18 protein-coding genes, 3 pseudogenes and 1 riboswitch are annotated in these 20,072 nt (G+C 71.9%); of the genes and pseudogenes, 12 read left to right on the forward strand and 9 right to left on the reverse strand.

Going from position 1 to position 20,072, the window contains the following annotated elements; genetic code table 11:
- From AV521_RS00065 to AV521_RS00080, 5 genes and pseudogenes are all read left to right on the forward strand, one after another.
- Positions 1-468 (forward strand): annotated as a pseudogene (locus tag AV521_RS00065) (NAD(P)-binding domain-containing protein); the annotation flags it as partial.
- Between the two features lie 166 nt (positions 469-634).
- Positions 635-763 (forward strand): annotated as a pseudogene (locus tag AV521_RS50250) (enoyl-CoA hydratase); the annotation flags it as partial.
- 74 nt (positions 764-837) lie between these two features.
- Positions 838-976: riboswitch (cobalamin riboswitch) on the forward strand.
- Between the two features lie 35 nt (positions 977-1,011).
- Positions 1,012-1,233: a CbtB-domain containing protein gene (locus AV521_RS00070; protein ID WP_076082034.1), complete on the forward strand. Its 222-nt coding sequence runs from the start codon at positions 1,012-1,014 to the stop codon at positions 1,231-1,233.
- Positions 1,234-1,253: 20 nt separating this feature from the next.
- Entirely contained in the window at positions 1,254-2,006 is a 753-nt protein-coding gene (locus tag AV521_RS00075) for a CbtA family protein (protein WP_076082036.1), read from the forward strand.
- 147 nt (positions 2,007-2,153) lie between these two features.
- Positions 2,154-2,522: a hypothetical protein gene (locus AV521_RS00080; protein ID WP_076082038.1), complete on the forward strand. Its 369-nt coding sequence runs from the start codon at positions 2,154-2,156 to the stop codon at positions 2,520-2,522.
- A gap of 23 nt (positions 2,523-2,545) precedes the next feature.
- Here AV521_RS00080 and AV521_RS00085 read toward each other — a convergent pair whose 3' ends face one another.
- From AV521_RS00085 to AV521_RS00090, 3 genes are all read right to left on the reverse strand, one after another.
- Complete coding sequence (locus AV521_RS00085) at positions 2,546-4,360, reverse strand: ABC transporter ATP-binding protein (protein ID WP_256725366.1); 1,815 nt, start codon at positions 4,358-4,360, stop codon at positions 2,546-2,548.
- Positions 4,361-4,478: 118 nt separating this feature from the next.
- A complete protein-coding gene (locus AV521_RS50255) occupies positions 4,479-4,601 on the reverse strand; it encodes a hypothetical protein (protein WP_023545129.1) in 123 nt (40 codons plus the stop codon).
- Positions 4,602-4,694: 93 nt separating this feature from the next.
- A complete protein-coding gene (locus AV521_RS00090) occupies positions 4,695-4,877 on the reverse strand; it encodes a hypothetical protein (protein WP_076082040.1) in 183 nt (60 codons plus the stop codon).
- 310 nt (positions 4,878-5,187) lie between these two features.
- Here AV521_RS00090 and AV521_RS52185 point away from each other — a divergent pair, with 310 nt between their 5' ends.
- Entirely contained in the window at positions 5,188-5,826 is a 639-nt protein-coding gene (locus tag AV521_RS52185; protein WP_076082042.1) for a transglycosylase family protein, read from the forward strand.
- Between the two features lie 170 nt (positions 5,827-5,996).
- Here AV521_RS52185 and AV521_RS00100 read toward each other — a convergent pair whose 3' ends face one another.
- The gene (locus tag AV521_RS00100) at positions 5,997-6,578 is read right to left on the reverse strand and encodes a histidine phosphatase family protein (protein ID WP_076082043.1); all 582 of its coding nucleotides are present in this window, start codon (positions 6,576-6,578) and stop codon (positions 5,997-5,999) included.
- 680 nt (positions 6,579-7,258) lie between these two features.
- On the opposite strand from AV521_RS00100, the pseudogene AV521_RS00105 reads away from it, so the two are divergent.
- The 6 genes and pseudogenes from AV521_RS00105 to AV521_RS00130 all read left to right on the forward strand — a co-directional run.
- Positions 7,259-7,622, forward strand: a pseudogene (locus AV521_RS00105) (short-chain fatty acyl-CoA regulator family protein); the annotation flags it as partial.
- A gap of 207 nt (positions 7,623-7,829) precedes the next feature.
- Positions 7,830-9,299, forward strand: a complete 1,470-nt coding sequence (locus AV521_RS00110) for an alanine racemase (RefSeq protein WP_076083336.1) — start codon at positions 7,830-7,832, stop codon at positions 9,297-9,299.
- On the forward strand, positions 9,296-10,618 hold the full coding sequence (locus AV521_RS00115; protein WP_076082044.1) for a pyridoxal-phosphate dependent enzyme: 1,323 nt from the start codon (positions 9,296-9,298) through the stop codon (positions 10,616-10,618). Before AV521_RS00110 ends, AV521_RS00115 begins: the two co-directional genes overlap by 4 nt.
- A gap of 25 nt (positions 10,619-10,643) precedes the next feature.
- Positions 10,644-11,861: an aminotransferase class V-fold PLP-dependent enzyme gene (locus AV521_RS00120; protein WP_076082045.1), complete on the forward strand. Its 1,218-nt coding sequence runs from the start codon at positions 10,644-10,646 to the stop codon at positions 11,859-11,861.
- 95 nt (positions 11,862-11,956) lie between these two features.
- A complete protein-coding gene (locus AV521_RS00125) occupies positions 11,957-12,721 on the forward strand; it encodes a trans-aconitate 2-methyltransferase (protein ID WP_076082046.1) in 765 nt (254 codons plus the stop codon).
- A gap of 90 nt (positions 12,722-12,811) precedes the next feature.
- Positions 12,812-13,732 (forward strand): ornithine cyclodeaminase family protein, encoded by a 921-nt coding sequence (locus tag AV521_RS00130; RefSeq protein ID WP_076082047.1) that lies wholly within the window; start codon positions 12,812-12,814, stop codon positions 13,730-13,732.
- 18 nt (positions 13,733-13,750) lie between these two features.
- On the opposite strand, the gene AV521_RS00135 is transcribed toward AV521_RS00130, so the two are convergent.
- From AV521_RS00135 to glyA, 5 genes are read right to left on the reverse strand one after another with little or no spacing between them, the layout of a single operon-like run.
- On the reverse strand, positions 13,751-14,380 hold the full coding sequence (locus AV521_RS00135) for a sarcosine oxidase subunit gamma (protein WP_076082049.1): 630 nt from the start codon (positions 14,378-14,380) through the stop codon (positions 13,751-13,753).
- The gene (locus tag AV521_RS00140; RefSeq protein ID WP_076082051.1) at positions 14,373-17,261 is read right to left on the reverse strand and encodes a sarcosine oxidase subunit alpha family protein; all 2,889 of its coding nucleotides are present in this window, start codon (positions 17,259-17,261) and stop codon (positions 14,373-14,375) included. Before AV521_RS00140 ends, AV521_RS00135 begins: the two co-directional genes overlap by 8 nt.
- Positions 17,258-17,539, reverse strand: a complete 282-nt coding sequence (locus tag AV521_RS00145; RefSeq protein ID WP_076082053.1) for a sarcosine oxidase subunit delta — start codon at positions 17,537-17,539, stop codon at positions 17,258-17,260. Before AV521_RS00145 ends, AV521_RS00140 begins: the two co-directional genes overlap by 4 nt.
- Before the next feature lie 10 nt (positions 17,540-17,549).
- The gene (locus AV521_RS00150) at positions 17,550-18,770 is read right to left on the reverse strand and encodes a sarcosine oxidase subunit beta family protein (RefSeq protein ID WP_076082055.1); all 1,221 of its coding nucleotides are present in this window, start codon (positions 18,768-18,770) and stop codon (positions 17,550-17,552) included.
- A complete protein-coding gene (glyA, locus tag AV521_RS00155) occupies positions 18,767-20,068 on the reverse strand; it encodes a serine hydroxymethyltransferase (RefSeq protein WP_076082057.1) in 1,302 nt (433 codons plus the stop codon). The genes AV521_RS00150 and glyA overlap by 4 nt, the downstream gene beginning before the upstream one ends.
- Positions 20,069-20,072 lie beyond the last annotated feature (4 nt).

Raw genomic sequence — 20,072 nt, forward strand, 5'->3', positions numbered from 1 at the left:
ATGGCCGGGGTCATCGGACTCGGGCACATGGGCGCCCCAGGGCCGCCAAACTGGTCTGGTCCGGCCACCGGTTGAGCGGTCACGACCTCGCGTCGGCGCTCCTCGGCCGTGCCACGCACGCGGGCGAGCCCGCGCCCTCGGCCGCCGACGCGGACGCCGAGGTGGTCGTCACCGTGCTCCGCGCCGGCCGCCAGGTCCTCGGCCTCTACGGCACCGCCCTCCCGGCGGCCCGGCACCCTGTCCGTCGACTGCCCCACCATCGGCGTCGCCGACGCCCGCACCGCCCACGCCCGCGCGGCCGCCGCCGGAATGCGGGCCCCGGACGCGCCCGTCTCCGGCGCAGTGGCCGACGCCGAGGCCGGCACGCTCACGTCCATGTCCGGCGGACGAGAGGCCGAATTCGCCGGGGCGCGGCCCCTGTTGGAGGCCACGGGCAAGAAGGCGGTCCACTGCGGCGGTCCCCGGGCGCCGGGCACCCCCAGACCCGCCGCCGACCACCAGGGACCGGAGCGCAGCACAGGCATGAGCACGCACCCGGCCGCCGAATACGAGACCGTCGACTCGTTCTCCCCTGGGACCGGTTCGGACAGCCCCGTACGCCGATCGCGGCGGCCGTGGCGGGATACGCTGACCGGACACCACCCTCGCGGAAGGCGTCCGCTTCGAACGGCGTCTGTTCCACGCGGTGTTCGCGACCGCCGACCAGCAGGAGGGGATGGCGGCCTTCATCGACGAACGGCCGCCCGGATTCCGCCACCGCTGACCCACCGGCCCCCTGCCGCCCCGCTCGGCGGGAGAGGAAGATCACGTCGGGCGGAGGCGGTCTTGGCCATGTGCGCGTCAGGCGGTACGGTCGGTCCGATATCGACGACGGCGACACGGAAGCTGGTGAGAATCCGGCACGGTCGCGCCACTGTATGCGGGACCCCCAGGGGGCTCGCGAGTCAGACCCGTGGCCGTCGTCATGTGCACCACCGAGATGGGACGCGAACTCCCAGAGGAGGTCCTGCCATGGCGCAGACCGTCGCCCAGCCGACAGCCACCACCCCCGTCGTTCCCGCCAAGCTGCCGCTGAAGGCGATTGCTCCCTGGGCGGTCTTCTTCGGCATCCTCATGATGATCCTGCTCTACTTCATCGGCGCCGAGCAGGGCGCCACCTCCGTGTTCAACGGCACGGGCGTCCACGAGTGGGTGCACGACGCCCGCCACCTGCTCGGTTTCCCCTGCCACTGACGCGGGGACGCCGCACGCCCATGAACTCCGCAACCGTACGGAACCTTCTCGTACGGGGCATGCTCGCCGGCCTCGCGGCCGGCGTGCTCGCCCTGATCGCGGCCTATCTCCTCGGTGAGCCGAACGTCGACAAGGCGATCAGCTACGAGGACGCCCACTCCCACGGGCCGGAGATGGAGGTCGTCTCTCGCTCCCTGCAGTCCACCGCCGGCCTCGCCACCGGCGTCCTCGTCTACGGGGTCGCCTTCGGCGGCATCGCCGCGCTCGCCTTCTGCTTCGCCCTGGGCCGTGTCGGCCGCTTCAGCCCCCGCGCCACGGCACTGCTGCTGTCGGGCTGCGCACTGCTCGCCGTGTACGTCGTGCCGTTCCTGAAGTACCCGGCCGGTCCGCCGTCGGTCGGCAACCCCGACACCATCGGCGAGCGGACCACCCTGTACTTCCTGATGATGGTGCTCAGCGTCCTCCTGGCGATCGCCGCCACCATCCTGGGCAAGCGGCTCGCGCCGAGCCTGGGCACCTGGTGGGCGACCGTGGCCGCGGTGGCCGCGTTCGCCGTCGTGATCGGACTGGCCTACCAGTTCCTGCCCGTCGTCAACGAGGTGCCGAAGGACTTCTCGGCCACCCTGCTGTGGCGGTTCCGGCTTGCGGCCCTGGCGATCCAGGTCGTTCTGTGGAGTGGATTCGGCCTCGTCTTCGGCGAGTTGGCCGAGCGGGTGCTGAACCCCAAGCCGGCCACGGCCCCGAACAGCCGGGCGGTTCCGGCCGGGCGCTGACTCCTTCCGGACAGCAGAGGGCCCTTCGGAACCTTCCGAGGGCCCTCTGGCGTTCTCCGGACACCGATACGCACGGCACCACGGGCAGGGCACAGGAGAAGCCGCCGAGCGGACGCACACCACCCGGGCGAGGAGCGGAGGAACCGGATGGCCAGACCCCCTCAGCCGCGCCATATCACCCTCGGCGGCCGCGAGGCGGTCGCTCTCACCCTGGAGGAGTACGAGCAACTGGTCGCCAGCCGCCGCCAGATCGGCGGCCAGAGCGCCCGCGTACGGGTGCTCGCCCGGCAGGCCAAGCGCGCCGAACGGCTCCTGCACGACCTGGAGACACTGATGATCACCCAGGGGCACGCCTGCCAAGGCCACCCCCAAGGGGACGACGCCCGCCAGGAACACCCGTACAGGGCACCGGCGACATGCCCCGATGGCGCGCTCGTGGCGGATGCCGCCGGGGCCGCCTGTCTGCGCTGTGCGGTGGCGGCACTGCTGCGCCGTCACCGCGATCCGGCAGCCTGAACCGCCGACGCCGGCCTGTCGGCTCAGGCCGCCTCGTGCCCCGGCCTCGCCCCGGTTGTCGATGACCGGCCCGGGGCCGTGATGTCCGCCGTGCCGTCGGTGAGGTGCAGGACGAGGTCGGCCTGGGCCGTCAGGCGCAGGTCGTGGGTGATGAGGAAGGTCGTGCGCCCGGCGGTGAGGCGGCGCAGCGGCGCCATGATGCGGGCCGTGGAGTCGTCGTCGAGTCCGGCCGTGGGCTCGTCGAGGATCAGGACGGGCGCGGTGCGGAGCATGGCCCGCGCGAGGGCGATCCTGCGGCGCTGACCGCCGGAGAGATTGTTGCCCCGTTTGCCGACGGGGCTGTCGTAGCCGTCGGGGAGCATGCCGACGAATCCGTGTACGTCGGCCGCGACGGCAGCGGCGAGGACCTCCGCCTCGGTGGCGTCGGGACGGCCGTAGGTGATGTTCTCGCGGACCGTGCCGTCGAAGAGCATGCTGTCCTGCGGGAGCAGGGTGATGTGCCGGCGCACCTCGTCCACGGGGAGTTCGGCGATGTCCCGGCCGTCGAGCAGGATGCGGCCCCGGGACGGTTCGTGGAACCGCAGCAGCAGCTTGCCGAGGGTGGACTTGCCGGTGCCGCTGGGTCCGGTGACCGCGACGAGGAGGCCGGGGGCGATGTCCAGACGCACCCGGTTCAGCACGGGCTCGCCGCTGCCGGGGTAGGAGAAGCCGACGTCCTCGAAGGTGACGGCGCCACGCACCGGCTCGGCGAGCGGCGGGACGTCCGGCCGCGGAGCCGTCTGTTGGACCGTGCCGGTGCGTAGCACCTCGATGAGGCGTTCGCAGGCGGCGGTTGCGGAGGACGCGCTGACGACGAGTTCGCCGAGTTCCTGGAGCTTGGGGTGGAGATAGCCGAGGAAGGCGGCGAAGGAGAGCAGGCCGCCTACGCTGAGGTGGTGTTCGGAGATCTGCCAGGCCCCGGCGCCGATCACGGCCAGCACGCTGAGGGTCTCGATCAGTTCGCCCATCGGGCCGTACACCGAGGACAGCCGGATCTGCCGCAGTCCGGCGCGCATCCAACTGCGTCCTTCGCGATGCAGCTTGCTGCTCTCGGCCTGCTGCCGGCCGTAGGCCTGCACCAGGGCCATGTTGGCCAGGCTCTCCTCCAGCAGGCCGGCCAGCCGGCCGTTGCTGTCGCGTTCGGCGCGGGTGGCGGAGCGCATGAGGGTGCCGAACCACCGGGCGCCGAACCAGATCAACGGGGCGGCGGCCAGTGTGATGAGGGCCAGCTGCCAACTGGTCCAGAGGGCCGCCGCGGCGAACACCACCGCGCCGACCGCGGCGGTGATCAGTTCGACGGGCGCGGAGGCCACCAGCGACTCGACGGTCTCGATGTCGCCGGTCAGCCGGGAGACCAGGTCACCGGTGCCGAAGCGGTCCAGGGCGTCCGGGGGCACCTGCTGCAGATGCCGGAAGACGCGGTCGCGCAGGCCGAGCAGGAAGTGTTCGCTGGTCCACCCGGCGAGACAGCCGCCCGCCGCGGAGGCGACCGCACCGGCCGCGGCAAGCCCCAGCCAGAGGGCGGCGGGCCCCCAGAAGGCGCTGAGGCGTCCGGGGGCGAGCACATCGTCGGTGAGGACGCCGACGATTCCGATCGCGCCCGCGTCGCACCCCGCGGAGACCACCAGCAGCGCGGCGGACACCAGCACGGCGGCGCGGTTGACGCTGACCAGCGGCCAGAACGTGCGGAACGCGGCCAGCGGGGAGATACGCGCGTGGCGCATCCGGGACGAGGCACCGGCCGCGGCTTCCGCCCCGGATCCGGCCACGGACATGGTGAGGGGTGCTGCGGTGTGCATGGCCGGCGCTTCCTGGGCACTGCCCGATCCGACGGCGTGCCGGGGTCCGTCGCACGCGTGTGCTGCGCGACGGACCCCGGCACGGTCTGCCTGTGTGGACGTGTTCCGCGCCGCCGTACTACTTGGCGGCAGCCTTCTTGTGCTTGCGGTGGTGGTGCTTCTTGTGGTGCTTGGCCTTGGCGGCGCCACCGCATTCCTTCTTCTTGGCCTTCTTGGCCAGCGTGATCTTGGCGAAGGACATGACTCGATTCCTTCCTGAGGGGACGTCAACCGGCGCTGATCGCCGGACAGTTCGTCTTGTGTTGCACCTGTGAGTACGGGGGCGGCCGATGCCTCATTCAAGAAGGAAGGTGAGCGTTGACCTATATTCCCTTACCTGATCCACGTACGGGATCGCGAGGTCCTTGCTCTTGGCCGGCACCCTGGTGTTGTCCAAGACGCGGATCATCGCGCGACCGGTGATCGCGTGCGCCTCCTCGCCCGTTCGCCGCAGCGCCCGGTACTGCGACGGTGCCATACCGGCCGCCGTATCCGGGTGGAGCGCCGCCCCACCCCGCCGTAGGCGTGCGCCGCCCCTGCGGCCCGGTCTTCCGGCGAGGCGGCGGGACCCCGAGCGCGCGACCCAACTCCAGTGCGCCCGTGCCAACTTGTGTGCGCCGACCCCGCCCGACCTGACGGGTCGTCACTGAATCGGGCGGTGGCACGTGACGGCGCACGACGAGCCGTGAGCTCTTCGCGCCCTGTGAGTCATCGGCCGTCGCTGCCGTACTGCCTACAAGCCCGCCGGGACCACCGGTGGGCGGGCACCGCAGTGGAGAGGAAGGCCTATGACCGCACGACCGCGGCACCGCCACACCACGCCCTCACGGCTCCTGCCGTCGCTCCGCACCGTCCTCACCGTCACCAGCTTCGGCATCGTCCTGCCGCTCCTCGCGCCGGCTGTCAGCCGAGCGGCCTCCGCGACCACGTGGGACCGGGTCGCCGCCTGTGAAAGCGGCGGCAACTGGAGCACCAACACCGGCAACGGCAACTACGGAGGGCTGCAGTTCACCCAGCCCACCTGGGTGGCGTACGGCGGAACCGCGTACGCGCGGCGGGCCGATCTGGCCGGCCGGGCGGAGCAGATCAACGTGGCGGAAGCGGTGCTCGCCCGGCAGGGGCCGGGCGCCTGGCCGGTCTGCTCGGTGCGGGCGCACCTCACGCGAGACGGCGGGCAGAGCGCCACGGCCCAGCATCCCGGCGTTCCCCTGCGCGCCGCGGCCTCGTCCCACTCGCGTGGCGGCACCGGCCAACGCTCCCACGCGACCTACACCGTGCGCGAGGGCGACACCCTGTCCGGCGTCGCCCGGCAGGCCGCCGTGCGCGGTGGCTGGCAGCGCCTGTACGCAGCCAACCGGAATGTCATCGGCCCGGACCCGGATGTGATCCAGCCGGGCCAGCAACTCACCCTGCCCTCGGCCGGCTAGAGCCTGCCCGGCGGATCGGGTCGCAGGACACGACGGTGCCTCACCGGCCCCGCGCCTGCCAAGGATCCGCCGGACACGACCCGGTGTCCCGAGTCGGAAGTCTTCCGGAAGGGCATTCGGGCATCGGTCGCACTCTGACCGATCTGAAGAAGGACCTCTGACTCAGGACACTAGTCCTCCCCGGGGGCGGCCAGTGGGCGCCCCAGTCGCAGGTTCCACCGCCCGGCCCGGCCGCTGAGTTCGGTCACGGTCAGCGGTGGCACGTCGAGGCGCCAGAAGACCGAGGCGGGCAGGCCCAGGGCCTCGACGACGGCCGCCCGAATCACCTCCGGCTCGACCACGGCGACCGTACGGCCGTCCGTGTCCTGGGCGGCGTCCAGCCAGCGGCCGATCCGCTCGCACACGTCCCGCACCGACTCCCCACCGTGCTCCGCCCAGCCGGGATCCGTGAGCCAGTGGCTCACCGCCTCCGGCTCCGTGGCCCCCACCTCCTGCAGGGTGCGGCCCCGCCAGCGGCCCACATCGAGACCTGTCAACTCGGGTACGGGTACGGCGTCGAGGTCCAGTGCCGCGGCCGTCTCCCGGCAGCGCGCACCGGGGGAAGTGACCACCCGGGCAGGGGAGGGAAGCGACCCGGCCGCCGCACGGGCACAGGCCGCGCCGAGGTCGTCGACGGAGTCGCCGTCGTAGAAGCGGGCCTGCCGCAGCGACGGGCTCATGGCGGGCGAGACGAGGGTCACGCGGCTGGTCACGCGGCTGCTCCTGTGGTCCGTGTCAGCGGTGTCATGGGGTACGGGACTCGACCGGGTACGGCGCATACGTACGCCGGTCCGATGGGGGTCGCGGCTCAAGGGTCGCCCAGGGCTACCCCCTCGGCGACACGAGCCGGTGCGCATGCCGCAGCTCGCAGCCGAGCGCGACGGCGAACCCGGCGCGCGGGGCGTGGTACACCGTCCACAGCGGGCAGGTGCAGCCGACTGCGGCGAGGCCAACTCATGGGACCCATTGCCGAGTTGATCGAGCAACGGGCGGTGCTCCAGCAGCGCCGGCCGGGTGGCCGGCTGCAAGGCTCGTAGGCCGTCGCTCAGCCACGGGGAGAGGAACAGCAGCCCGGTGTCCCGTAGCGCCAAGGACGCCGCGAGGCGTTCGGCCTCGGAGAAGAACTCCGGGTCGGCATCAAGGACTTCGGCGGTCCGGAGCAGCACGGGTCCCGTCAGCGGGCGCCGGCTCTGTTCGAGCTGGGTCATGCCGTGCTCGCGGCGCAGCCGGCGTGGGCGTGGACCTTGCGGTCGGCCGGTCGCCGGGCCATGCGCACCTCCTTGCCTCGCCTGTCTCGGTCGCCTCGGTCGCGAACATAGCATCCGCAGAATTCGCAGAGCTCGCCTGGAAGCGCCGCCGTGGCCACCGCCGGCGTCCGCAGCTGCGGGGCGTGGCCGGCGGTACCTGCCCCCTCTGGAACATCTACGAGGCGTTCGCCGCCCCCGGCCACGTCCAGATCGCCGAAACCCCCGACGGAACAGCGGTACTTGTGGACGGCGCGGGCCGTGACCCGGCACCGCGGGGGCTGGGGCGAACCCGGCAAGACCGTCGCCATCGGCCTCGGCCGCGAGATCCGCCATGCGCATCGTCTCGTCTGCTCCGACGGCCTCGACCTCGCCGACGCCTCCGCTGCCACGCCCATCGGCATGGGCTGCCGTGTCTGCGAACGCCTCGACTGCCCTCGACGCGCCGCCCCACCCCCTCGGCCCCCGCTGCGGATCGACCAGAACACCGGCACCCTCGTGCCGTGTCCCGTGTCCCGTGTCCGACGGGACGGCTGGATTCTGACCCCTGCCCGCCGGGTGCGACGGCTGTTTCCGGATCGCGCCGATGTACCGCCCACTTGCGGACGTGCCGGGAATGACCCGACGGTGGGTGGGAAGGGTGCCGTACGGCGCACCGCGGGGAGCGGTCGGCCGGGCCGGGGACGTCGGGCGCGGCGGGTGGTGGGGGAGGGGCCGGGTATGGGCGGGCAGCCCTTGTATCTCGAACCGCGGCTGGGTCGGCGGCTGCGTTCCGTCCTGGAGTCGCCCGGGTGGTTGCACATGCTCGCGGACGCCCTCGGGTCTCCGCTGCATGTCGTCATTCCCGATCAGATCGTGGAAAACTTCGATGGTTTTCGGTCAACCTATGGCAGACATCATCTGTCCGGGCAGGTGTTCTTCGCCCACAAGGCCAACCGGTCCAGCGCCGTGCTGCGGCGGTTGGCCGCGACCGACGCGGGTGTCGACGTCGCGTCGCTGGGCGAGCTGCAGCGCGCGCTGGGCTCAGGCTTCGCACCCGACCGGATCATGGCCACCGGCCCGAAGAACCCGGAATTCCTGTGGCTCGCCGCGCGCGGCGCGGTCACCGTCGGGATCGACGCCCCGGAGGAACTGGAGCAACTCGCCGTGCTGGTACGCACGTACAGCCTGCCGCGCGTCCGCATCCTGCTGCGGCTGTCGGGGTTCGAGGCCGCCGGCGTACGAGTGCTGAGCAGGCGCAGCCGTTTCGGCACGCCCGTACGGGAGCTGGCCGCCGTGCTGGACATGATCGAGCGGTATGCCGACGCGGTCGACCTGACCGGGGTGGGGTACCACCTGGACACCACGAGCGTCACCGAGAAGGCGACCGCGCTCGAAGGCTGTCTGCGGGCGCTGGAGGAGTGCAGAAGCCGCGGTCTGCGCCCGCGGGCGGTGGACGTCGGCGGCGGGTTCGGGGTCAACTACCTTGCCGACAGAGGGCAATGGGAGCGGTACACGACCGAGCTCACCGGCGCGGTGCTGGGCACCCGACCGCCCCTGACCCGGGGCGGGCACGGCTACGGCCTGCGCAACGAGGGCGGCACCCTCCGCGGGACACTCGGTCTCTACCCCGCACACCGGCCCGCGGCGGGGGCCCGCTACCTCGACGAGCTGCTCACCCACCCGGCCCCCTCCTTCGGCGGCCGCCCCCTGGCCGAACTCCTGCTGGAGCACCTGTACGACCTGTACGCCGAACCCGGGCGGGCCCTGCTCGACCAGTGCGGGACGACCCTGGCGAAGGTGCTGGAGGTCCGCACCCCACGGGACGGCGGGCCGCTGCTGGTCCGGCTGGCGGCGAAGGCCGACGACGTGGCGCTGGAGGAACACGGGGTGCTCATGGACCCGATCGTCGTCCCCCGGCACGCCGCACCCTCCGGCGACCCTGCCGAACCAGCCGCGGTCCAGCTCTTCGGCAGTCTGTGCCTGGAGACCGACCTGATCACGCGCCGGACGGTCCACCTGCCCCGCCGCCCCGAGCCGGGCGACCTGCTGGCCTTCGCCAACACCGCCGGCTACTGCATGGACTTCCACGCCACGCGTGCCCAGGACCAGCCCGTCGCGCGCAAGGTCGCCGTCTGGCAGGAGGGCGGCTCATGGCGGTGGTGCCTGGACGACGAGTACTGGCCGATATCCGTGGGGGGAGCCCAGTGAGGTACGACAGCATCACCGAAGCCATCGGCAACACCCCGCTGGTGCGCATCGACCCGGATGTGCACGGTCTCACGCACATCGACCTGTACGCCAAGCTGGAGTTGCTGAACCCGTTCGGGTCGGTGAAGGACCGTGCGGCCTGGAACATGGCGCGCCCGCTTCTGGCCGCCGCGACCGAGCGCGGCAGCCAGGTCGTCGAGCTGTCCAGCGGCAACACCGCCAAGGCCCTGGCCGTCCTGGCGGGCATGCACGGCCTGACCTTCAAGAGCGTCACCAACCGGATGCGGATCCCGGAGATCAAGGACCTGCTGCTGTTGCTGGGCGCCGAGATCGAGGAGCTGCCGGGCCAGAGCGAGTGTCTCGACCCGACGGCCACCGACGATCCGCTGACCCTCTTCCACCGCACGCTGTCCGAGCCCGGCACCGCCTGTCTGCACACCGACCAGTACTTCAACCCACGCAACACCGAGGCCCATCTCACCGGCACCGGCCCGGAGATCGTGAAGGACCTGGACGGGCGGGCCCCGGACTGGTTCATCGCCTGCGTGGGGACGGCCGGCTCCTCCACGGGTGTCGCCCGGGTGCTGCGCGAACACGATCCCTCCGTACGGGTCGTCGGGCTGGTCGCGGCCAAGTCCGACTTCGTCCCCGGCATCCGCACCATCGACGAGGCACACGAGGTGGGCCTGTTCGATCCCGGCACCTACGACTCGATCGAGACGGTCGGCTCCGACGAGGCGATCGAGGGCATGCTGACCCTCAACCGCCGGTGCGGCATCCTGGCGGGACCCACCGGAGGAGCCGCCTACTTCGGCGCCCTGCGTCAACTCCGCGCCGCCGACGCCGAACTGACGGAGCGCCGATCGGCGGTCTTCATCGTCTGCGACCGCGTCGAGAGCTACCTCGGCTATGTGCGGGAACGGCGCCCCGACCTCTTCGGCCGCCCCCGCCGAGCGAACTCCCCCGCCGACCTGTCCGACGCCGAGGTACACCAGGCCCCGTCCGCCGATGTCACGGAGGCACGGACATGGCTCGACAGCGGCAGGCCGCCCCTGGTCGTCGACCTGCGCAGCTCCTTCGCCTACGCCGCCCTGCACATCGACGGCTCGGTCAACATCGTCGACGAGCTGTTCGAGGAACTCCTCCGTGGCGGACTGCCGTTCAGCCGCAGCCGTCCCGTGCTGCTGGTCTGTCCGGTGGGCGAGAAGTCCGCACGGTACGCGGCACTGCTGACCCGCATGGGACATCCCGACGTCCGCAGCCTGACCGGCGGCATCATCGCCTGGCGCGACGCCGGCGCACCCCTGGTGCGGGACTGACCCCCGACACGAAGCGGCGACGACCATGACGGCATCCAGGACCCGCACCCAGCCGACCGAGGTCATCGAGGAGCTGGGGGAGTGGCAGCGCGACCTGCGCGACCAGTTCCCCATCCTCACCGGGCACCCCGAGCTGTCGTACCTGGACAGCGCGGCCACCGCCCAGAAACCGCAGCCCGTACTCGACGCGGTCCAGAGCTACCTCACCACGACCAACGCCAACGCCGGGCGGGGCACCTATCCCTGGGCGAACAGGACCACAGCCCTCGTCGAGCAGACCCGGGAACGGGTGAAGCGGTTCCTCGACGCCCCGGACCCGGAGCGGTCCGCTGTGCACTTCACCAGCGGCACCACCGAGGGGCTGCGCACCATCGCCCGCGACTGGCTCCCCCAACTCCTCACCGACGGCGACGAGATGGTGGTGCCGCTCGCCGACCACCAGGCCAACATCTCGCCCTGGCTGGAGGCACGGCAACAGCTGGCCCGCCAGGGAGTGCACGTCCGTGTCCTGCCGATGCCGTACCAGCGGGCATCGGGCGACTACGACCACACGGCCCTGGCGGACCTCGCAGGACCGCGCACCAGATTCGTCGCCGCGACCCACGTCCACCATGTCTACGGCGGCGACATGAACCTCCACCGCATCCGCCGGGCGGTCGGCCCCGACGCCGTCATCTGCCTCGACGCCGCCCAGAGCGTCGGCCACCTGCCCGTGTCCGCGGCCCGACTCGGCGTCGACTTCCTCGTCTTCTCCGGCCACAAGGCCATGGCCCTGCCCGGCTCGGGGGCCGTCTGGGCACGCCAGACACGCGGACCGGCGTTCATGCCCGGCGGATGGCCGGGCACGCCCAACACCGTCGGCATCGCCTCCCTGGCCGCGGCGCTGGACTGGCTGGAGGCCGCCGGGACCGACCGCATCGAGCGATGGACGGTCGCCCTGGCGGCCCGGCTCACGGACGGACTGCGCCACCTGGACGCCTACGAGATCCTGGGCTGCCGGACCAGCCTGGCCGCCGACTCACTCGTACAGCAGCGCCAGGGCATCGTCACCTTCCGGCACCGCGACATCGACTCGGGCGACCTGGGGTTCATCCTCTTCAGCCACGGCTTCATGGTCCGCTCCGACAGCCACTGCCAGGGCGAGGCGGGGGAGCGGTACGGCTCGGTGCGGGTGAGCCTGCACGTCTACACCACCGTGGAGGAGGTCGACCGGCTGCTGTCCGTACTTACCTCGCTCGGGTGACGTGGCACCGGATTCCGTAATGGGAACCGTTTCCACCAGTAGGGTCTCGACTCGGAAGCAGCGGTGGATGCGAGACAGCGAGGTGGCACGACCCGATGGGGCTGAGCCTGGCCACGGCCGAGCGATGGGTGGAGCGCTGGGAGCGCCAGCAGCAGCGGTACGCCGTCGACCGCGAGGAGCGCTTCACGGTGATCGCGGACGTCGTGGAGCACATCACGGCGAGCGCCGGCGGCAGGCCCCTCGTCGTCGACCTCGGCTGCGGTCCCGGGTCGCTCGCGGCCCGGCTGGCCCGGCGGCTGCCGGACGCCGACATCGTGGCCGTGGACCGGGACCCGCTGCTGCTCGAACTCGCCCGCACCCACCACCCGGACGCGGCCCGCTATGTCGACGCGGTGATCGGTGCGGACGGCTGGACGCAGTCGCTGGGCCTCGACCGCCCGCTGGACGCGGCCGTGTCGACGACGGCACTGCACTACCTGACCCCGGACGGCCTGCGCCGCACCTACCGGCAGCTCGCCGGGTTGCTGCGACCCGGTGGTGTCCTCGTCAACGGCGACCATCTGCCCCAGGGCGAAGCCGGGCTCGCCGGCATCTCCGCGCACATCGGACGCCGCCGGGCCGAGCGACAGCGGGTCTTCGCCCACGAGGACTGGTCCTCCTGGTGGACGGCCGTCGCCGAGGACCCCGAGCTGGCCGGCCTGCTCACCGCCCGCCGCACCCGACAGCCCGCCACCGGCACCGGCGGCACCGCCCGTCTGTCCCTGCCCGTCCATCTCGGCCTGCTGCGGCAGGCGGGGTTCGGCAGTGCCGGTGCCGTCTGGCAGTACGGCGACAGCTGTGTGGTCGTGGGGATCCGCTGATCTCCCGTGTCATACCTTGGTCGTGTGTTGAGGGGTTACGCGTGCGGCCTGCTCGACCGCGGACGATGAGATCACGACGGACGGAGTTCCATGAAGACCATCAGTCTCAGCGAGCACGAGGTCCGTGCGGCCGTGTCGATGCGCGAGGCCATCGACGCGGTGCGCCACGGCTTCGCAGGGCTGGCGCGCGGGGAGTTCGAGATGCCCACGCGCACCGCGCTGCGGGACGGCCGGTTCCTCGTGATGTCCGCCCACCACCGGCCGACCCGGTCCGCCATGGTCAAGACCCTCAGCGTGAACTTCGACCGTGCGCCCGCGATCGCCGGCACCGTCGTATGGAGCACCCTGGACCGGCTCGACCATCTGATCGCGGACGCCGGCGCCGTCACCACGCTGCGCACCGGCGCGGCGGTCGGGGTCGCCACCGACCTCCTCGCGGCGCCCGACGCCGACCGGCTCACCCTGATCGGCACCGGCGGCCAGGCCCCCGACCAGGTCCGCGCCGTACACACCGTCCGCCCGCTGCGCCGCCTGACCATCGTCGGCACCACGGAGGAACGCGCCCGGCCCCTGGCGGACACCCTCCGAGACGAGCTGGACGGCACCGAGATCCGCATCGCGACCGACCCGGCCTCCGCTGTCGGTGACGCCCACATCGTGTGCTGCGCCACCTCCGCGACCAGCCCGCTCTTCCCTGCATCCGCCCTGCCCGCCCAGGTGCACGTCAACGCCATCGGCGCCTTCCGCCCCACCATGCGCGAACTTCCGGACGAACTGCTGGCCGGCAGCAGTGTGTTCATCGACGAACTCGGTGCCGTCCTGGAGGAGTCCGGCGAGATCATCCATGCCCTCCGGGCCGGCGCGCTCACCCGGGACGACCTCACCGACCTGGGCACCGCCCTCACCTCCGCCCCCGCCGGTCACGGCAAGCACACGGTGTTCAAGAGCGTGGGCGTCGCCATGCAGGACTGGGCCATCGCGCGTCTGCTGGCCGACAAGTTCATCTGCTGATCCCGCACTCCGCCCCGTTCAGGGGACCTCCGGGCCGCGGTACTCGCTCATCGCGTCGATGAGCCAGTGCGCCAGATGGCCGGCGAAGGAGGAACGCGGAAAGAGACGGTACGTCGGCCGGCCGTCGGTCTGCCAGAGCAGCACGGGGACCGGTCCCACCGTCGTCGACACCGCCCGGCCGGGCCCGAAGGCGCGGGGATGCAGGTCCAGTGGGCAGCCCTTCTCCAGCACCTGCCGGGCTGCCGGGCCGCTCAGCTCCAGCGTGGTGCGGTTCGCCGAGACGTCCACGACCGAGCCCGGGTCTCCCGCGAGCGCCTGCCGCAACTCGGCGGCCACAGCGGTCCCGTCGGCCTGGGAGAGCACGAGCCATTCGTCGGGGCCGAGCCAGACGACCGTGTGGGGGCCGGATGCGGTGGTGCTGCCGCACTGCTGAGGGAGCGGCGCCCCCAGGGTCTTCCCGATCCGGTCGGCCGCCTCGGAAGCGGGGTCGACGCGAAGGTTCACCATGGTGATGAACGGCCACTCGGCCAGCGCGACGCCGCGAGCGCCGGTGACGCCGGCGGCGCGCATCCGTTCCTCCAGATGTGCCAGCGGACTGGTGCGCAGCGCCACCGGGCCCGCGCCCGTGTCGATCATCGGCTCAGCCATCGCGCTTGGTCCCTTCGGGGTCGTAGAGGACGAAGTCGGTCACCTCGACGGGCACCAGGTCATCGTCCACCGGTGCGAGCAGGGTCTCGCCGATCCTTGCCCGCCCGCCGGCGACGAGGGCGAGGGCGAACGGACGGCCGAGGGCAGGGCTGTGGTAGCTGGAGGTGACATGGCCGAGCATCGGGACCGGCCCGGCCCCGGGAGTGACCGGCACGTCGGGCGCGACGAGTTGGGTGCCCTCGGGCAGCCGGGTCGTGCGGTCGGCCGGGAGCAGGCCGACCAGCTGCTTGCGGTCGGTGCGGGAGGTGTCGGCGCGGGAGAAGGACCGCTTGCCGATGAAGTCCTTCTGCTTCGAGACCACCCACGACATCCCCGCATCGTGCGGCGTGACGGTGCCGTCGGTGTCCTGGCCGACGATGATGTAGCCCTTCTCGGCCCGCAGGACGTGCATGGTCTCGGTGCCGTACGGGGTGATGCCGTACGGTCGGCCGATCGCGTACACCTCCTCCCAGACCGCCAGGCCGTACCACGCGGAGACGTTGATCTCGTAGGCCAGTTCACCGGAGAAGGAGATCCGGCAGATACGGGCCGGGATGCCGGAGGCCAGGGTGGTCTCGCGGAAGGCCATGAAGGGGAACTCGTCGTTCGACAGGTCGACTTCAGGGGCGAGATGGGCTACGACCTCGCGCGACTGCGGGCCGACGACGGCGATCGTCGCCCACTGCTCGGTCACCGAGGTGCAGTGGACGTCGAGTTCGGGCCACTCGGTCTGCAGCCACTCCTCCAGCCAGTCCAGAACCCCGGCCGCGCCGCCGGTCGTGGTGGTCATGAAGTAGCGGTCGTCGTCCAGGCGCAGCGTCACACCGTCGTCGAAGATCATGCCGTCGGGCTTGCACATCACGCCGTAGCGGGCCATGCCGGGCTTCAGCTTCTTGAAGGCGTTGGTGTAGATCCGGTTGAGGAACTCGCCCGCGTCCGCGCCCCGGATCTCGATCTTGCCGAGGGTGGAGGCGTCCATGAACGCGACGCCCTCACGGGCGGCGCGGCATTCACGGGCCACGGCCGTGTCCATGTCCTCACCGGGCCGCGGGTAGTACCGGGGGCGCTTCCACTGCCCGACGTCCTCGAACTCCGCGCCCTGAGCGACGTGCCAGCTATGGAGGGAGGTTGTGCGCTCCGGATCGAACAGGTCGCCGCGCTCCCGCCCGGCCAGGGCGGCGAACGCCACCGGTGTGTACGGCGCCCGGTAGGCCGTGGTGCCGATCTCTCCCAGTGAACCGCCGAGGGCCTCGGCGATGACGCCGATCGCGTTGACACCGGACGTCTTGCCCTGGTCGTTCGCCGTGCCGAGCGACGTGTAGCGCTTGACGTGCTCGACGCCCCGCATGCCGGCGCCGGTGGACCGCCAGATGTCGGCGACCGTGACATCGCGCTGCAGGTCGACGAAGTGGGTGTCCCAGCTGCCGGGGTCCCCGTCAGGGGCGGGTACCAGCCACAGTGCGCGCACCGGCCCGGGCCCGGGCCGCGCATCGCCGGGCGACGGCACGGGCACCGGGAAGCCGGCGTGCGTGGCGGCCCGCGCACCGGCCCGCGTCCCTTCGGCCAGACAGCCGTCGAGGTCGTACGTCCCCCGGGCCGCACCGACGACCTGCTGGTCCCGCACGGTGCCGTCGGGGACGAAGGCGACCAGGTCCGCGTCCCAGCGCAGCCGGCCCTGACGCTGGCTGTGCAGGTGCACCACCGGGCTCCACCCGCCCGAGACCGCGAGCAGGTCGCAGGCGAACGACTCCGGATCACCGGTGACTTGACCGCTGTCGTCGAGAGCCCGGACGGTGACACCGGTGATCCGGCCGCCGCCCGCGGTGCCGACCACCGCACTGCCCGTCAGCACCCGCACCCCGGTCGCCACGGCGGTCTCGGCGGCCCGGTGGGACAGCTCCGGGCGCGCGTCCACGACGGCGCTGATGCCGATTCCGGCGGCGTGCAGATCGGCGACCGTGTCGTAGGCGCTGTCGTTGGTCGTACTCACGACGGCCCGCGTGCCCGGAGCCACGGCGTACCGGTTGAGGTACGAGCGCACGGCTCCGGCGAGCATCACCCCGGGGCGGTCGTTGCCGGCGAAGACCAGCGGGCGCTCGTGCGCACCGGTCGCCAGAACCACCTGGCGGGCCCGGATGTGCCACAGCCGCTGGCGGGAGACGCCCGCGGACGGTTCGGGGGCCTCGGCTCCGAGATGGTCGGTACGCCGTTGCAGGGCCAGCACGTAGTTGTCGTCGTACGACCCGAAGGCCGTGGTGCGGTGCAGTACGACGACCTCGGGTGCGGCGTCGAGTGCCGCGCGTACGTCGGCGACCCACTGGAGGGCGGTCTGCGAGCCGACCCTCTCGGTGCGGCCGGAGAGCAGCGAACCGCCGGGCTCGGGCTGGTCGTCGACGAGGACGACCCGCGCGCCGGAGCCTGCGGCAGCGGCGGCGGCCGCGAGCCCGGCGGGTCCGGCGCCGACGACCAGGACGTCGGTGTGGACGTACTTCTTGTCGTAGACGGCGGGGTCGGGGCTCGGGTCGAGCCGGCCCATCCCGGACAGGTTGGTGGCGGACAGGCCGTCGTACAGCTCCACCGTCGTCGCCGGAAGCATGCCCTCCGAGCATGGGCCCGCCAACTGCACCAGGGCGTTCGGCTCCTCGACGCCCGAGGAGACGATGCCGCGCGGGCGGTGGCGGTAGAGCGACGGGGCGACCTCGGCGAGGCCGTTCGCCAGCAGGGCCGAGGCGACGGTGTCGCCGGGGTGCCCGGTCAGCTCCCGCCCGTCGACGGTGAACCGCAGCACGGTGCCGCGGTCGATACGGCCACCCTGCCGGCGCCGGAAGTGCTGGTCGGTCATCGGTTCCCTCCGGGGCGGGGCTCGTCGAGCCGGTAGGAGGCGAGCACCTCATAAGTGGCGGTGTCCCGCAGGACGTTGAACCAGCGCCGGCAGCCGGTGCTGTGCACCCACCGCTCGGCGAAGCGGCCCTTGGGGTTGTCGCGGTAGAAGACGTACTCGGCCCACTGCGCGTCGGAGAGTTCCGCGGGGTTCTCGGGGTAGGGCACGTGGGCCTGTCCCCCGTAGTGGTACTCGGTCTCGTCCCGAGGACCGCACCACGGGCAGGTGATCAGAAGCACCAGGTCCTCCTCAGTGGGCCACGGCTGCCGCGCCGTGCTCGTCGATCAACGCGCCCGTCGTGAAGCGGTCGAGGGCGAAGGGGGCGTTCAGCGGATGCGGTTCGCCCGTGGCGATGGTGTGCGCGAAGGTCCAGCCGGCCGCCGGGGTGGCCTTGAAACCGCCCGTGCCCCAGCCGCAGTTGACGTAGAGGTTCTCGACGGGGGTGCTGCCGACGACGGGGGAGGCGTCCGGGGTGACATCGACGATCCCGCCCCACGTGCGCAGCACATGGGCACGGGCGAAGACCGGGAACAGTTCGACGGCGGCTGCCATCTGCTGCTCGATCACATGGAAGGAGCCGCGCTGTCCGTAGCCGTTGTAGGCGTCGACACCCGCGCCCATCACCAGTTCGCCCTTGTGCGCCTGGGAGACGTAGACATGCACATGGTTCGACATCACCACGGTGGGGTGCACCGGCTCGTGCAGCTCGGAGACCAGCGCCTGGAGGGGGTGGGACTGCACGGGCAGCCGGAACCCGGCCAGCCGTGCCAGCACGCTGCTGTGCCCGGCGGCCGCGAGTCCGACCCGGCCGGCGAGGATACGGCCGCGGCTGGTCTCGACGCCCACGACCCGGTCGCCGTCCTTGAGGAAACCGGTGACCTCACAGCCCTGGATCAGGTCCACGCCCAGCTCGTCGGCGCGACGGGCCAGTGCCCAGGCGACGTGGTCGTGCTTGGCGATACCGGCCCGCGGCTGGAAGGTGCCGCCGAGGACCGGATACCGGGTGCGGGGCGAGACGTTGAGGATGGGGCAGACCTCGGCGACCTCGTCCGGCTCCAGCCACTCGGCGTCGACTCCGTTGAGCCGGTTGGCACCCACGCGGCGCACGCCCTCGCGGACGTCCTGGAGGGTGTGCGCGAGGTTGAGGACGCCGCGCTGGCTGAACAGGAAGTCGTAGTCCAGCTCCGCCGGGAGGCCTTCCCACAGCTTGAGGGCATGCTCGTAGATCGCCGCGCTCTCGTCCCACAGGTAGTTGGAGCGGATGATCGTGGTGTTGCGGGCCATGTTGCCGCCGGCCAGCCAGCCCTTCTCCAGGACGGCGACATTGGTGATGCCGTGGTTCTTGGCGAGGTAGTAGGCGGTGGCCAGGCCGTGGCCTCCCGCGCCGACGATGACGACGTCGTACGAGGAGCGCGGCTCGGGGTTGCGCCAGAGGAAGTCCGGATGCTCCGGCAGCGGCTCGGCGGTCATGCCGCGGCTCCGTTCAGGTGGGGATAGAGGGGGAAGGCGGCTGCGAGCTTCTCGACCCGGTCGCGCAGTTCGTCGTCGGCCTGTTCGCCCTTCAATGCCTCGGCGACGATGTCGGCGACCTCGCGGAACTCCGTCGCGCCGAAGCCGCGGGTGGCCAGGGCCGGCGTACCGATCCGCAGCCCCGAGGAGACCATCGGCGGGCGGGGGTCGAACGGCACCGCGTTGCGGTTGACGGTGATGCCGATGCGGTGCAGCCGGTCCTCGGCCTGCTGTCCGTCCAGCGCGGAGTCGCGCAGGTCGACCAGGACCAGGTGGACCTCGGTGCCACCGGTCAGTACCGTGATCCCGGCCTCGGCCACGTCGTCGGCCAGCAGCCGGCCGGCGAGGACCCTGGCGCCGTCCAGGGTGCGTTGCTGGCGCTCCCTGAACTCCTCGCTCGCCGCCACCTTGAAGGCCACCGCCTTCGCCGCGATGACGTGTTCCAGCGGACCACCCTGCTGACCCGGGAAGACCGCGGAGTTGATCTTCTTGGCCAGGCCGGCGCGGCTGAGGATCACACCGCCGCGCGGGCCGCCGAGGGTCTTGTGCGTGGTGGTCGTGACGACGTCGGCGTACGGCACCGGGCTCGGGTGCAGGCCCGCGGCCACCAGCCCGGCGAAGTGCGCCATGTCCACCATCAGGTAGGCGCCCACCTCGTCGGCGATCCGCCGGAACGCGGCGAAGTCGAGTTGCCGGGGGTAGGCCGACCAGCCGGCGACGATCATCCTGGGCCGGTGGGCGAGGGCGAGCTGCTCGACCTCGTCCATGTCGATGCGCAGGTCGGACTGGCGCACGTGGTACGGCACGACGTTGTACAGCTTGCCGGAGTAGTTGAGGCGCATGCCGTGGGTCAGATGCCCGCCGTGCGCCAGGTCGAGGCCGAGGATCGTGTCGCCGGGCTGGAGCAGCGCGAACATCGCGGCCGCGTTGGCCTGGGCGCCCGAGTGCGGCTGCACGTTCGCGGCCTCGGCGCCGAACAGGTCCTTCACCCGCGCCATGGCCAACTGCTCGATGACGTCGACGTGTTCGCAGCCGCCGTAGTAGCGGCGGCCCGGGTAGCCCTCGGCGTACTTGTTCGTCAGTACCGAGCCCTGGGCGTCCAGGACGGCGGCCGGGGCGAAGTTCTCCGAGGCGATCATTTCGAGCGTCGACCGCTGACGGCGAAGCTCGGCGTCCACCGCGGCGGCGACCTCCGGATCGAGCTCGCTCAGCGGGCGGGAGAGGGAGGAGGTGGCCGTGGTCGACGGGGTGGTTGCCATCTGT

It is taken from the genome of Streptomyces sp. IMTB 2501, assembly GCF_001953885.1.
Classification (GTDB): Bacteria; Actinomycetota; Actinomycetes; order Streptomycetales; family Streptomycetaceae; genus Streptomyces.